The 13,390-nt window shown below is 71.2% G+C and carries 15 protein-coding genes and 1 tRNA gene; 5 read left to right on the top strand and 11 right to left on the bottom strand.

Annotated elements, in window-relative coordinates; all coding sequences use genetic code 11:
* Positions 1 to 6: 6 nt before the first annotated feature.
* A complete protein-coding gene (locus tag ACIPYW_RS11515; protein ID WP_400413532.1) occupies positions 7 to 1,158 on the bottom strand; it encodes an SLC13 family permease in 1,152 nt (383 codons plus the stop codon).
* Positions 1,159 to 1,253: 95 nt separating this feature from the next.
* Between ACIPYW_RS11515 and ACIPYW_RS11510 the strand changes: the two genes are divergently transcribed.
* Entirely contained in the window at positions 1,254 to 1,445 is a 192-nt protein-coding gene (locus ACIPYW_RS11510; protein ID WP_058725532.1) for a hypothetical protein, read from the top strand.
* Positions 1,446 to 1,539: 94 nt separating this feature from the next.
* Here ACIPYW_RS11510 and ACIPYW_RS11505 read toward each other — a convergent pair whose 3' ends face one another.
* The 4 genes from ACIPYW_RS11505 to ACIPYW_RS11490 form a co-directional block, all read right to left on the bottom strand.
* Entirely contained in the window at positions 1,540 to 2,706 is a 1,167-nt protein-coding gene (locus tag ACIPYW_RS11505) for a mechanosensitive ion channel family protein (protein WP_400413529.1), read from the bottom strand.
* A 133-nt stretch (positions 2,707 to 2,839) separates the two neighbouring features.
* On the bottom strand, positions 2,840 to 3,772 hold the full coding sequence (locus ACIPYW_RS11500; RefSeq protein ID WP_400413527.1) for a glycine betaine ABC transporter substrate-binding protein: 933 nt from the start codon (positions 3,770 to 3,772) through the stop codon (positions 2,840 to 2,842).
* A 119-nt stretch (positions 3,773 to 3,891) separates the two neighbouring features.
* Positions 3,892 to 4,869, bottom strand: a complete 978-nt coding sequence (locus ACIPYW_RS11495; RefSeq protein ID WP_400413525.1) for an ABC transporter permease — start codon at positions 4,867 to 4,869, stop codon at positions 3,892 to 3,894.
* Positions 4,866 to 6,170, bottom strand: a complete 1,305-nt coding sequence (locus tag ACIPYW_RS11490) for a glycine betaine/L-proline ABC transporter ATP-binding protein (protein WP_400413522.1) — start codon at positions 6,168 to 6,170, stop codon at positions 4,866 to 4,868. The genes ACIPYW_RS11495 and ACIPYW_RS11490 overlap by 4 nt, the downstream gene beginning before the upstream one ends.
* A 512-nt stretch (positions 6,171 to 6,682) precedes the next feature.
* On the opposite strand from ACIPYW_RS11490, the gene ACIPYW_RS11485 reads away from it, so the two are divergent.
* Together ACIPYW_RS11485 and ACIPYW_RS11480 are read left to right on the top strand one after the other, a co-directional pair.
* Positions 6,683 to 8,227: an amino acid permease gene (locus tag ACIPYW_RS11485; RefSeq protein ID WP_290131390.1), complete on the top strand. Its 1,545-nt coding sequence runs from the start codon at positions 6,683 to 6,685 to the stop codon at positions 8,225 to 8,227.
* A 54-nt stretch (positions 8,228 to 8,281) separates the two neighbouring features.
* A complete protein-coding gene (locus tag ACIPYW_RS11480; RefSeq protein WP_290131389.1) occupies positions 8,282 to 8,581 on the top strand; it encodes a hypothetical protein in 300 nt (99 codons plus the stop codon).
* A gap of 9 nt (positions 8,582 to 8,590) precedes the next feature.
* Here ACIPYW_RS11480 and ACIPYW_RS11475 read toward each other — a convergent pair whose 3' ends face one another.
* The 5 genes from ACIPYW_RS11475 to ACIPYW_RS11455 form a co-directional block, all read right to left on the bottom strand.
* Positions 8,591 to 9,424, bottom strand: a complete 834-nt coding sequence (locus ACIPYW_RS11475) for a VOC family protein (protein WP_400413518.1) — start codon at positions 9,422 to 9,424, stop codon at positions 8,591 to 8,593.
* Between the two features lie 160 nt (positions 9,425 to 9,584).
* A complete protein-coding gene (locus ACIPYW_RS11470; protein ID WP_290131387.1) occupies positions 9,585 to 9,797 on the bottom strand; it encodes an SCO4848 family membrane protein in 213 nt (70 codons plus the stop codon).
* 142 nt (positions 9,798 to 9,939) lie between these two features.
* A complete protein-coding gene (locus ACIPYW_RS11465) occupies positions 9,940 to 10,866 on the bottom strand; it encodes a hypothetical protein (RefSeq protein WP_400413515.1) in 927 nt (308 codons plus the stop codon).
* A 28-nt stretch (positions 10,867 to 10,894) separates the two neighbouring features.
* A complete protein-coding gene (locus ACIPYW_RS11460) occupies positions 10,895 to 11,356 on the bottom strand; it encodes an ImmA/IrrE family metallo-endopeptidase (RefSeq protein WP_400413513.1) in 462 nt (153 codons plus the stop codon).
* Entirely contained in the window at positions 11,353 to 11,796 is a 444-nt protein-coding gene (locus ACIPYW_RS11455; RefSeq protein ID WP_400413511.1) for a hypothetical protein, read from the bottom strand. The genes ACIPYW_RS11460 and ACIPYW_RS11455 overlap by 4 nt, the downstream gene beginning before the upstream one ends.
* Positions 11,797 to 11,861: 65 nt before the next feature.
* Here ACIPYW_RS11455 and ACIPYW_RS11450 point away from each other — a divergent pair, with 65 nt between their 5' ends.
* A complete protein-coding gene (locus tag ACIPYW_RS11450) occupies positions 11,862 to 12,512 on the top strand; it encodes an IMPACT family protein (RefSeq protein WP_400413509.1) in 651 nt (216 codons plus the stop codon).
* 96 nt (positions 12,513 to 12,608) lie between these two features.
* Here the strand turns inward: ACIPYW_RS11450 and ACIPYW_RS11445 are convergent.
* Positions 12,609 to 12,684 (bottom strand) — tRNA-Lys (locus ACIPYW_RS11445).
* A 100-nt stretch (positions 12,685 to 12,784) separates the two neighbouring features.
* Between ACIPYW_RS11445 and bcp the strand changes: the two genes are divergently transcribed.
* Positions 12,785 to 13,255, top strand: coding sequence for a thioredoxin-dependent thiol peroxidase (gene bcp, locus ACIPYW_RS11440; protein ID WP_400413507.1), 471 nt, complete (start codon positions 12,785 to 12,787; stop codon positions 13,253 to 13,255).
* Positions 13,256 to 13,390 lie beyond the last annotated feature (135 nt).

Raw genomic sequence — 13,390 nt, 5'->3', positions numbered from 1 at the left:
CGCCCGTCAGAGACGCAGCGCGAGCACCCCGGCCACGACCGTCAGCGGCGCCACGATGCACCCGAGCGCCATGTACCGCCCCCAGGACAGGTGCACCCCCTCGGATGCCAGGCGCGCGTGCCACAGCAGCGTCGCGAGGGACGCCCACGGGGTGATCAGGCAGCCGGCGTTCACCCCCACGAGCAGCGCCGCGTACCGCAGTGCCTCGTGCCCGGCCGCCGGCTCGAGCACGAGGTAGGCGGGCAGGTTGTCGATGGCGTTCGCCGCCACCGCACCCGCGCCGCCCAGCGCCAGGAGGGAGCCGGTGCCGGTACCGCCGGGCAGCGCGTCGACGATCGGGTCGGTGAGCCCCGTGGTGTGCAGCGTCTCGACGACGACGAAGAGCCCGGCGGCGAAGAGGAGCGTCGACCACGGCACGCGCGAGACGCGGAGCTCCGAGGGTGCCCGGAAGGCGGCCACGACGACGAGCAGCACGGCAGCGACGACCGCGGCGATCCACACCGTCACCCCCGCGGTCAGCGCCACGACGAGCGCGACGAGCACCGCCGACGCCGACCAGAAGAACACCGGGTCGGATGCCCGGCGGACCGAGACGGGCGTGTACCGGCCGAAGAGCTTCCCACGGAAGACGACGAGGAGCACCGCACACGGGATGACGACGCCGGCGAGCGCCGCCCACGCCATCAGGCCCGCGAACGGGATCGGTCCGTCGAGCCCGATGCGGTCGACGGCGAGCAGGTTCGTGAGGTTCGACACGGGCAGGAGCAGCGACGCCGTGTTCGCCAGCCACACGGTGGTGAGGGCGAACGGCATGGGCGGGAGCCCCACGCGCCGGGCGAGCGTGATGACGATCGGGGTGAGGAGCACCGCCGTCGTGTCGATCGACAGGAAGACGGTGCAGACCACGGCGAGCACGACGACCGCGGCCCAGAGGCCGATCGTGCGCCCGCCGCCGACGCGGGCGGCGAGGTCGGCGAGCCGGTCGAACACGCCGGCGTCGGCGGCGAGCTCGGCCACGATCGTGAGGCCGAGCACGAAGCCGAGCACCGGCACGACGCGGTCGGCCAGTTCGGCGAGGTCGGACAGGGGCAGGAGCCCGAGGGCGACGCACACGGCACCGACCACGAGCAGGACTCCGCCGATGACGGCCTGGCGCACGCTGACTCCTCACGAGCACGCCGGCCCAGGGGTGACCGGCGGCGCTCCAATGTAGCGGCCGGTAGCGTTGACGGGACGACCAGGAGGAGGAACCCGTGCGGAAGTTCATGTTCAGCGGTGCTGTGTGGAGCTCGATCATCAGCGGCTACAGCGTGGTGCAGACCACCCGCCAGGGTCCGCGCGACTGGCGCCTGGCTCTCACCTGGGTGGCGTGGCTCGCGACGACGATCGTCGCGATCGGCACGGTGGTCGAGGACGACCGCGCCGTGAAGGCGCGTCAGCCGTAGGGCGGGAGCCGGAGCGGGTCGCGAGGCGACCACACGACGGACGGGAGGCACGTGACGGGTCCGCCACGTGCCTCCCGTCCGTTGGTCGAACCGGCTACGACACGTCCGCCGGCCGGACGTCGGACGTGCTGATCGGCCCGGTGAACATCGCGGCTCGCTCGTCGTGCTCACCGCCGAAGAGCGCCGACGAGGCGGCGGTCGACGCGCCGCGTCGTCGCGGTGCGGCGACGTCCTCGACCATCAGCACCCGCTGCACGGGCTGCGCGTCCGGGTGCGTTCGCTGGATCCAGGCGACCAGTTCCTCGCGGACGTAGCAGCGCAGGTCGAACAACGACGGGGCGTCGTGCGCGGTGACGAGCACGCGGACGTGCACGAACCCCTGCACGGCGTCGGTGACCTGGAGCACCTGGACCCGGCGGTCCCAGAGCTCGGTCCGCTCGAGGATCCGTTCGAGCTCGACGCGCATGTCTCCGGGGCGGACGCGCCAGTCGAGGTCGAACTCGACGGCACCGAGCAGTTCGCTGTTCGTCCGCGTCCAGTTCTCGAACGGGGTGCTCGTGAAGTACGTCGACGGGAGCACGAACCGGCGGTCGTCCCACAGGTGCACGACGACGTAGGTCAGGGTGATCTCCTCGATCCTCCCCCACTGCTGCTCGACCACCACGACGTCGTCGACCCGGATGGACCCGGAGAACGCGAGCTGCATGCCCGCGAACACGTTGCCGAGCGTCGACTGCGCCGCGAGGCCGGCGATCACGGAGATGAGCCCCGCGGAGGCGAGCACGCTCGCGCCGGCGGCCTCGACCCCGGGGAAGGTCAGCAGGATCGCGCCGACCGCGATGATGACGAGCACCGCGACGGTCAGGCGGCGCAGGACGAGCACCTGGGTCTTGACCCGGCGGGCGACGCGGTTGTCGGGCACGTCCGTCCGGTAGCGGTGCAGGCCGAGGGACTCGAGGAAGATCGCGACCTCGCAGGCGAGCCAGCAGCCGGTACCGATCACCGCGATGAGGAACATGTGCGAGACCTCGTCGCGCCACGGGTACGCACGGGTGTCCGGGACGCTCGTGGCGAAGGCCGTCCAGAGCAGGGCGATGAGCAGCACGGTGCGGAAGGGGTGCTTCGTCCGACGGGAGAGCACGGACGCCCAGCGTTCACGACGGGCGAGGGAGCGGAAGACGAGGTGGGTGACGAGCGCGGCGACGGCCGTGACGAGCAGGGCGAACCCGACCGCGACGAGGAGTCGGAGGAGGATGTCCATCCCCCCATGCAACCAACGTCGCGTCGGTCGCGGATCGGTCCAGGACGGACGGGAGGCCCGTGGCGGTGTCGTCACGGGCCTCCTGTCCGTCGTCAGGTCGCGTCAGGGGACCGTCTCGACGGAGCGCGTCAGCTCACTTCGTGAGTGAGTCGACGTAGTCCTGGTGCTCCCCGACCCACTTCTCGACGATCGACTGGTACTCGGACTGGTCGGCGCCGCTGTTCACCAGCGCGTCCTCCAGCGAGTAGAGCGTGTCGGAGTCCATCGAGAACGCCGTGAGCCACTTCGCGGCCTGCGGGAAGTCGTCGCGGAAGTCCTTCTTCACGACCGTGTGGATCGTCTCGTTGTCGCCGAGCGCGCCCTTCGGGTCGTCGAGGTCCTTCACGTCGAACGCGTTGTACGCCCAGTGCGGCCGCCAGAGCGTGACCACGATGTCGCTGCCGTCCTTCTCGGACTTCTTGAGCTCGGAGAGCATCGCCGGGGTGGAGCTGGTGACGAGTTCCCAGTCGTCGAGGCCGTACGCATCCATGACGTCGTCCTTCACGACCGAGGTCAGTCCGGCGCCGGGCTCGATCCCGACGATCCGTCCGCCGAAGTCGTCCTTGTGCGCTGCGAGGTCGGCGAGCGAGTCGATGGGCGCGTCGGCGTTCACGGTCACCTCGAGCGAAGTCTGGTCGTTCCAGGAGCCGAGGTCCTCGAGGTCGTCGCCGTACTTCTCCATGTAGGACTTGTGCGTGTTCGGCAGCCAGGTGTCGAGCACCGCGTCGTAGTCGCCCTGGGAGAGGCCCTGGTACGCGGGAGCAACGTCGGCGTAGTCGAGCTCGACGTCGTAGCCCTTGTCCTCGAGCACGTACTTCCAGAGCTCGCTGGCGGCGGTGTCCTCGTCCCAGCCGTTGAAGACGACCATCTTCATCGCTTTCTGGTCGCCGTTCTCGACGGTGCCGGAAGCGCTGCTCGTGCCGGGGGGCGAGCAGGCGCTGAGGGCGAGGGCCGCGGCCGCGCCGAGGCCGATCGCGGAGAGGATCTTCGTGCGGGTGCTCATGGTGCGGGTGGTGCGGGACTTCATGGGTTCCTTCCTGTTGCGGCGGACGTCCCCGAGCTCGGGGGCGGTGCCGTCGGTTCCTCGGTGTGCTGTCACCGAGCGGTTCGTGGGTCGAACGGGTGGGGTGGCCGGGAGCAGCACGATCAGGCGTCGACCGTCGCGCGGCCGGGTCGGGCTGCTCCGGCGCGTGCGTCCCCGGCCGGTTCGGCCGCACCCGGTTCGATCGCGGACGCAGCGGCGTCCGGTCGCGCGCTGCCGGCGCGGCTGGCCGAACGGACGCGCCGCGTCCGCTCGCCGCCGAACGCGGCGGTGATGCGGTCGAGGACGATCGCGAGGACGACGACGGCGACGCCCGCCTCGGCACCGAGCCCGACGTCGATGCGGTTCAGGGCGTTGACGATCTGTCCGCCGAGCCCCCCGGCGCCGACCATGCCGGCGATGACGACCATCGACAGCGAGAGCATGATGACCTGGTTGACGCCGGCCATGATGCTGGGCCGGGCGAGCGGCAACTGGATCTGCCGGAGGATCCGCCAGGGGCTGGACCCGAAGGCCGCGCCGGCCTCGACGACCTCCGAGCTCACCCCGCGGATGCCGAGCTCCGTCAGTCGGACGCCCGGGGCGATCGCGAACACGACGGTGGCGATGATCCCCGGGACGGGGCCGATGCCGAAGAGGATGAGCGCGGGGATGAGGTAGACGAAGGCCGGGGTCGTCTGCATGAAGTCGAGCACCGGCTTGATGATGCGACTCGCCGCGTCCGACCGCGCAGCCCAGATGCCGAGGGGCAGGCTCAGCACGACCGCGATCGCGGCGGCGACGAGCACGAGCGCGAGGGACTGCATCGCGGCGGACCACATGCCGACCGACGCGATGAGGGCGAACCCGACGAGCGTCCCGATGGCGAGCTTCCAGCCCTTGGCCCATGCTGCGATCGCGACGACGACCACGGTGACGGCCCAGAACGGTGGTGCTGAGAGGAAGTAATCCACCCAGGCGTAGCAGAACGAGAACACCGTGGCGATGAGGTCGAAGAGCGCGCCGAGGTGGTCGGTGACCCACTCGACCACCGTGTCGACGGCGTCGCCGAAGGGCAAGCGGAACCCGAAGAGGCTGTTCATGCGTGTGCTCCTGTCTCACCGCTGGGCATGGAGGTCGCGGCGTCGTCGTCGATGACCGCGGCTGTGGCGAGGGCCTCGTCGATGTCCGATGCGATCTGCGTGACAGGCTCGAGGACGGGCATCGGCGCGGTCGTCGTCGGGACGTTGCCGAGGGCGGCGAGGAGGGTCACGCGCGGTACGACACCGAGCAGGCGGTCCTCGTCGTCGACCACGGCGATCGGCAGCGGCGACTCGACCGCGAGCTCGAAGAGGTCCGTGAGCAGGGTCTCCGGCGCCACCCGCGCGAACTCGGCGTTCACGATCGCCTCGAGTGCCGTGTCGCCGGCCTTGACCTGGCGCATGACGTGCCGGTCCCGGACCCATCCCTCGAGCTTGCGGCCCCGACCGGTGACGAACAGTGCGGCTGTCTGCAGGTCGCGCATCGTCCGCAGGGCACCGCGCGGTCCCACGGTCAGGGGCACCACGGCGCGGGCGGGTTCCATCACGCTCGCGGCGGTGAGCACCCGGGCTCGGTCCACGTCCTGGACGAACTGGGCGACGTAGTCGTTCGCGGGGTCGGTGAGGATGTCCTCGGGCGTCCCGATCTGCACGATGCGGCCGTCCCGCATGACGGCGATGCGGTCCCCGAGGAACATCGCCTCGTTGAGGTCGTGCGTGATGAACACGACGGTCTTGCCGAGTCGCTGCTGGAGTTCGACGAGCTGTTCCTGCATCTCGCGCCGGATGAGCGGGTCGAGGGCGCTGAACGCCTCGTCCATCAGGAGGACGTCGGTCTCCGCGGCGAGCGCGCGGGCGATGCCGACGCGCTGCTGCATGCCGCCGGAGAGCTCGTCGGGCTTCGCGTCCGCCCAGACGTCGAGCCCCACCAGGTCGATGACCTCGCGGGCCTTCGCGATCCGGGCGGTCTTGTCGACGCCGTTCACCTCGAGGCCGTACGCGACGTTCTCGAGCACGGTGCGGTGCGGCAGGAGGGCGAAGTGCTGGAACACCATCGACACGCTGGTGCGACGGATGTCCCGGACCTCCTTGGCGCTGGCACGGGTGATGCGGCGGCCGGCGACCTCGACGCTCCCCGCGCTCGGCTCGAGCAGCCCGTTGAGCATGCGGATGAGCGTGGACTTCCCGGAACCGGACAGTCCCATCACCACGAAGATCTCTCCGGGCTGCACGTCGAAGGTGGCGTCGATGACGGCGGCGGATCCGAGGTCGCGGACCTCATCGCGCGTCGCTCCGGCGGTCAGTCGGCGGACGGCCTCACCGGGTCGGCGGCCGAAGACCTTGTGGATGCCGCGGACGCTCACTGCAGGTGGAGCGGAGGCCGGCACGGGACGCGGTTCGGCGTCGGGGACCCGGTCGTGGGGTGGTGCGATGGACAACGGTGGTGCTCCTCGCGCGACCGCGGCGACATGGCGCACACCGGACGCGTTCTGGTTGCGAACGGGTCGTCCGTGACCGGCGTGGCGCAGCCGCGTCGAGCCCGCGACGAGTGCAGGGCGAGCGAGGGCGCACGCAGGGACCACCGTCGGAGCGGTCCCGGTCCGGACGACCGTACGGCTCCGGCGACGTGCTGGACTCCGGGACGCGTTCTGGTCGTCGTGCCGCTCGCCGTCTGGCTGAGCGGACGTTCAACCGTAGCGAGTTCCTGTCCCCCGAGGCGAACCGAGATCCCCCGGAATCCGGACCAAAACGTACCCCGTGTACGGCGTGTCGCCCGGCACGGCAGGGATCGTGATCGTGATGCGGTCGTTACGTTCCAGCTCGCGGACAGGTTTGTGTGCCGCCGCGGCACGTCCGCACCTGTAGCGTGTCGCGCATGACAGCGCAGAACGACACGGGAGCCCGTCGCGCCCCCGCGCAGGACTTCTCGCACGAGCAGGAGGGCTACCAGCACGGTCTGAAGCCCCGGCAGTTGCAGATGATCGCGATCGGCGGGGCCATCGGCACCGGCCTCTTCCTGGGTGCCGGTGGACGGCTCAACTCCGCGGGTCCCGCGCTCGCCATCACCTACCTGGTGGCCGGGATCTTCGCGTTCTTCATCCTCCGTGCCCTCGGCGAGCTCGTGCTGCACCGCCCCTCCTCGGGGTCGTTCATCTCGTACGCGCGCGAGTTCTACGGCGAGAAGTTCGCGTACGCCGCCGGGTGGATGTACTTCCTGAACTGGGCGATGACCTCGATCGTGGACACCACCGCGGTCGCGCTCTACATGCAGTACTGGAAGCCGTTCACCTCGGCGCCGCAGTGGCTGATGGCGCTCATCGCCCTCGTCGTCGTCCTCGCGGCCAACCTCGTCGCGGTCAAGGTCTTCGGCGAGCTCGAGTTCTGGTTCGCGCTCATCAAGGTCGCCGCCCTCGTCGCGTTCCTCGTGGTCGCGCTGGTGTGGCTCATCTTCGCGTTCCCCGTCGAGACCGGCGGGCAGGCGGTGCAGACCGGCTTCTCGATCCTGCAGAACAACGACGGCGTGTTCCCGAACGGCCTGTTGCCCGCGGTCCTCGTGATCCAGGGCGTCGTGTTCGCGTACGCCGCGATCGAGCTCGTCGGCACGGCCTCGGGCGAGACGCAGGACACCGAGAAGGTCATCCCGCGCGCGATCAACTCCGTCGTCTTCCGCATCGCGGTGTTCTACGTCGGTTCGGTCGTGCTGCTCTCGCTCCTGCTGCCGTACACCTCCTACAAGGAGGGCGAGAGCCCGTTCGTGACGTTCTTCTCGTCGATCGGGAACCCGCAGGTCGGGCAGGTCGTCGGGTCGATCATGAACTTCGTCGTGCTCACGGCGGCGCTGTCGTCGCTGAACGCCGGCCTCTACTCGACCGGCCGCGCGCTGCACTCGATGGGCATGAACGGCTCCGCGCCGAAGTGGACCACGAAGATGTCGCGCGGCGGCGTCCCGTACGCGGGCATCCTGCTCACCGCGGGCTTCACCGTCGTCGGCGTCGTGCTCAACTACTTCGTGCCGTCCCAGGCGTTCGAGATCGCCCTCAACGTGGCGAGCCTCGGCATCATCACGGCGTGGGGCACGATCATCCTCTGTCAGATGAAGCTCCGGAGCTGGGCGAAGCAGGGCCTCGCGAAGGAGCCCACGTTCCGCCTGCCCGGCGCACCGGTGACCGCGTGGCTCACGCTGGCGTTCCTCGCGTCGGTCATCGTGCTCATGGCGATCGACTACCCGGTCGGCACCTACACGATCGCGTCCCTCGTGATCATCATCCCGCTCCTGATCGTCGGCTGGTTCCTGCAGCGCGACCGGATCCTCCGCATCGCGGCCCTCCGCGAGGGCGTCACCGGGCCGTACCCGGTCACCGGACGCGACCCCGCGAACCAGGTGCGCCGTGACGGGACGGGTGACCAGTCCGGGAAGTGACGCGTCCACCGGATCGTCCGTGACGGGTCCGGCGTCCGCCGGTAGCATCGGCGGGTGCCGGACCCGTCGCTCATCCCCTCGCTCGACCTGCAGCTGACCTGGCGCGGCACGTTCGGTCGCGTGCGCGTCTTCGACGACCGGGTCACCGCCGAGACGAGCTACGAGCGGTCGGGCCGCACCGAGGTGCCGATGGGGTCGGTGCGTGGCTGGCGGATCGGCCCGTGCGACGACGACGCGGTGTGCGTCGAGTTCGTCACCGACGACGACACCTACCGCGTGCTGCTCGACACCACGGACGAGCGGGTGGCCGACCACGCCCTCCGCCGGGTGCTCGGGGCGCCCCTGGCGGACTGAGCTCGGCGGTCAGCCGCGCGGCACGAACTGCGTCAGGCGGAACGGCGCGCCCTGGGCGTCCTCGACCTCGGCCGCCCGTGTCCAGTAGCCCTCCCACGTCCCGGTGACGCGCCCACCGAGCTCCTCGACCCTGGTCGCCGCGGCGTCGCGGTCGGCACAGCTGAACGCCACGTGCCAGTCGTCGTGGCCGGCGTCGAGGCGGTCGAGCGCGCCGATGACGTCGGCGAACCCCTCCGGAGCCCCGACCTGCCGTTCCCGGATCGACGGGTCGGACGTCGCCGCGAGGTGGTCGCCGTAGCCGGGCAGCCGGAGCATCGCTCCGGGTCCCTCCTGCATGTCGGACACGAGCCAGCCGAACAGGTCGGCGTAGAACGCGAGTGCCGCGTCCGGCTCGGTGGCACGGAGGTCGCTGAACACCCAACCGCCCGGTGCGTTGATGTGCTGCGAACCGAGGCGGGCACGGGCCTGCCAGAGCCCGAACGCCGCGCCGCGCGGATCGACGCAGTCGACGCTGCGGCCCGCGGCACCACCGGCACCGGCGTCCTCGGGCGCGGAGGCGGCCCCGCCGAGCGCCACGACCCGCGCTGCCACCGCATCGGCGTCGTCGACCGCGACGTACGTCTGCCACCGCGCCGGGTCGCCGCTCGACGCCACCGCGCCGACCTCGCGACCGTCGACGCTCGCGATCCGGTACGACCCCGGGACTCCGGGCGGCAGGCGCTCCTCGAAGGACCAGCCGAAGAGGCCGCCGTAGAACGCCTCGGCGGCGTCCGGATCGGGCGTGCGCAGGTCGATCCAGCTCGGCACGCCCTGGGGGTAGGTGCGGGGTGTCGCGTCCGTCACGGGGTCCTCCTGTCGCCGGTGGCACCCGGTCTACCCCGGACCACCGACGTCCGTCACGCCGCCCGATCGGTGCTGACGCACCACGAGGCGGACGGGAGGCCCGTGGCGGCGCCGCCACGGGCCTCCCGTCCGCCGCGTGCGCACGACGCGGGGTGCCGGGTCAGACCAGCAGGAGGATGCCCGCCACCACCGACGCGGCCGCGATCGCCAGCGCGATCACGACGAGGACGAGGTGCACGCGCCAGAACGTCGTCGGCCGGCCGGCGGCGTCGCGCGCTCGCGGGTCCTTCGCGACGCGCTGGAAGAAGCGCGGCCAGGCGACGACGTTGAAGACGGCGCCGATGAACAGGACGAGGGCGGCGAAGACGAGCACGTACCGATCGTAACGACCGTCGCTGTCGCACCGGCTGGTGCTGTGCGGGCCGGTGGGGCTCGGCCGCCCCCAACGCGGTCGAGACCCACCGGTCTGTAGCAATTGCTACAGACCCTACACGGCGCGTCGGCGACCGTCGACCTCAGGCGGGGTCGAGCGCTCCCTCGGCGGCGGCGAGGACCGCGCGCTCCTCCGGCGTCAGCACCGTCCGGCTGGCCCGCGCCCCGTCGTTGATCTCGACGATCGTGCGGCTCAGGCGCGTCTCCGGGTCGGAGGTCGCGGGGTACGCGTTGTCCGTCCCGATCCGGTCGTGGAGCGGTTGCAGGCTCCGGATCGCCCGCTCCACCGTGCCCGTCCGACGAGCACGCCACACCTGGTGGCCGATGACGAGGAGGAGCATCCCCGACGCGACGCACAGCACGGCTCCCGGCGTCGTGACGTCGTACGGCACCGCCAGCGACCGGGTCACGGCGAGGTCCCCGACGAGGTGCGCGACGTCCATCACGACGACCACGACCATGCGGACGACGCCGAGCACGCCGCCGAGCACGAGCACCCAGAGGCCGATCCGGTCGACCAGCCCGCGGGCCTCACGCAGGCGGAGGAGGCAGATGAGCCCGGTCGCGCCGAGTGCCACGCCGAGGTACACCGTCTGCGACACCGAGTAGACCACGGCAGCCGGGTGCGCCCCGGCGTCGAGCATGAACGTCGTCGTGGTCGGCGGCTTCTCGAGCACGGTGAAGGCCGTCACGACGACGACGAGCACCACCGCGAACACCACGACGATCGCGGTCCGCAGCCAGCGTCGACCGAACCCGACGGCCTTCGCGACGCCCCACAGCAGCGTGCTCGTCCCCGCGACCATGAGGCAGTCGCTCACCACCGTGACGAGGTTGAAACCGCCGAACAGCGGATCGACCCACCGGTAGAGCGGGTCGACGTTCGTCACGATCGTCGCCGCGAAGAGCAGGAAGGTCACGGCGAGGGTGCGGTCCTGTCCCCGCTGGAGGACGAAGAGCACGACCGTGCCGACGACGAGCAGGAGCGCCTGGGCGACGGCCAGGATCACCGCCGCACCACCGGGTGGCGGTCGGCGTTCACCCGAAGACCCCGCGGAAGTCGCTCGGACGGGTCCGGGCAGCACGGATGACCTGCCCCAGCCGGTCGGCGAACAACTCGGCCTCCCGCTCGAACGCGTTGTCGAACAGCCCGCGGGCCATCGCCCGCTCGACCTTGTACTCGGGCAGGTCCGGGATCACGTCACGGATGTACGCCGACTGCGCCTGGGCCTCCTGGTGCCGGTGCAGCACGTGCCCGAGCTCGTGCCCGATGACGAACGACCGGAAAGTCGGCGACGGCGTCGGCGAGATCATCACGAGGTGCCGGTGCTCGAGCGTGGCGACGAAGCCGCACACGGGTTCCTCCGCGAGGAACGCCTCTTCACGGACCACGATGGGCTTCCCGACGATCGCGGCCGCCGCGGCGACGGCGTCGTCGACGTCCGACCAGCCCTCGGCGTCCGCCCGTGCCCAGAACGCCTCGACGAAGTCGGCGCTCACGCGACGCTCCCCCGCTGCGACTCCTCCTCGAGCACCTCGGCGATCCGCCGCAGCGCCTCGGCCGAGAGCTCCCCCGGGAAGGTCCGGGCCGCGAAGCCGCTCACCCGCGCCGACCGCAGGGAGCGCACGAGGGCGAGCTGCGCGCTGATCCGCTCCGGGACCGCGCTGTCCTCGAGCAGGAACCGATCGTCGACCTCGAAGAACCCGGCGAGCAGACGGAGCAGACCGGAGTCGCGGTTGCGCCGGCCGTCGCCGGAGAGCATGTACGTCCACTTCGCCCGGGAGAGCGATCCACCGTGGGCGGCGACGTACTCCTCGACCGCGGCGAACGGCACGGGGGCGCCGCGCTGCGACTCCTCGAAGTCGAGCAGCAGGTTGAGCCGCCGGGCGAGCTCCGCGGCGTCCAGCACGCCACCCCGGTCGTCGACGATGTCGTCCATGTCGATCGGACTCCTCCCCAGTCGCCAGCAGTGCAGGACATGCTAGCGCCGGTAGCCTCGATCCGGTGAGCGCGTCCCTCCCCTCCACCATCGCCGCCCCGGTCGAGCACGAGGTCGTCGTCACGAAGTCGCGCTTCATCACCACCGTCGCACCGGTGGTGGACGTCGCCGACGCCGAGCGCGTCATCACGGAGGTCCGGAAGCGGCACTGGGACGCGCGGCACCACTGCACGGCGATGGTGACCGGCGTCCTGGGCGACCAGGCGCGCTCCTCCGACGACGGCGAACCGAGCGGTACCGCCGGGGTCCCGATGCTCGAGGTCCTGCGTCGCCGTGGCCTCACCGACCTGGTCGCGGTGGTCACGCGGTACTTCGGCGGCGTGAAGCTCCGGGCCGGCGGACTCGTCCGGGCGTACTCGACCTCGGTGTCGGAGACCCTCGACCGCGCGGAGGTCGTGCCCCGACGATCGTTGACGCGCGCGACGGTCGCGGTGCCGCACGCCGAGGCCGGGCGGATCGACAACGTCCTCCGCGACTGGGCCCGCCACCATCACGCCGTGCTCGGCGAGCCGGTGTACGGAGCAGCCGCGGCGTTCGAGCTGTGGGTGCCGGCTGCCGAACGGTCGCGCCTCCGAGCGGACCTCGCGGCGGTGACGGCAGGAGCCGTCGACCCGGTGTTCGGCGATGAGCGGATCGTCGACGTCCGCCACGACTGATTTCGGGGCCGGAGTGCTGCTCGGGCGTGTCGTCGCTCGCAGTCGTCCGAGCCCGGGAACGACGAAGGCCCCGGTCCGTTCGGACCGGGGCCTTGCTGGTGCACCCCCTGGGACTTGAACCCAGAACCCACTGATTAAGAGTCAGTTGCTCTGCCAATTGAGCTAGAGGTGCGTTCGCTGCGTTCCGTTTCACCGTGCTGCAACGGGAAACAACAATAGCATGGCTTCGGGGTGCTCATGACCACCGGGCACCACGATCGAACAGGAGCACCATGACCGACCGTCTCGCCGCCGGCGACACCGCCCCCGACTTCACCCTCCCGGACCAGGACGGCACGGAGCACGCACTGTCCGCCCTGCGGGGGAAGAAGGTCATCGTGTACTTCTACCCGGCGGCTTCCACCCCGGGGTGCACCACCGAGGCGTGCGACTTCCGCGACAACATGTCGTCGCTGCAGGCGGCCGGCTACGAGGTCCTCGGCGTCTCGAAGGACGAGCTGCCGGCGCTGCAGGAGTTCCGCCACGAGCAGGCGCTCACGTTCCCGCTGCTGAGCGACCCCGACCTCGCCGTGCACAAGGCGTACGGCGCGTGGGGCGAGAAGAACAACTACGGGAAGATCGTCACCGGCACGATCCGCTCGACGATCGTCGTCGACGAGGACGGCACCGTGCAGTTGCCGCTCTACAACGTCAAGGCCACCGGCCACGTCGCCAGCCTGCGGAAGAAGCTCGGCCTGGTCTGATCGGCGGAGCGCACGCACGGGAGGCCCGGGGGCCGGGCCCCGGGCCCGCCCCCGGGCCCCCCGCGGGGGGGGGGGGGCCCCCCCCCCGCCCGCCGGGGGGGGGGGGCCCGGGCCCGCCGCGCGCGCCCCAGCGGG

Origin of the sequence: Curtobacterium sp. NPDC089689, from assembly GCF_044749145.1 — a bacterium.
GTDB lineage: Bacteria > Actinomycetota > Actinomycetes > Actinomycetales > Microbacteriaceae > Curtobacterium.
The sequence above is the reverse complement of the archived record's forward strand: the minus strand, read 5'-3'. Positions and strand labels throughout refer to the sequence as shown.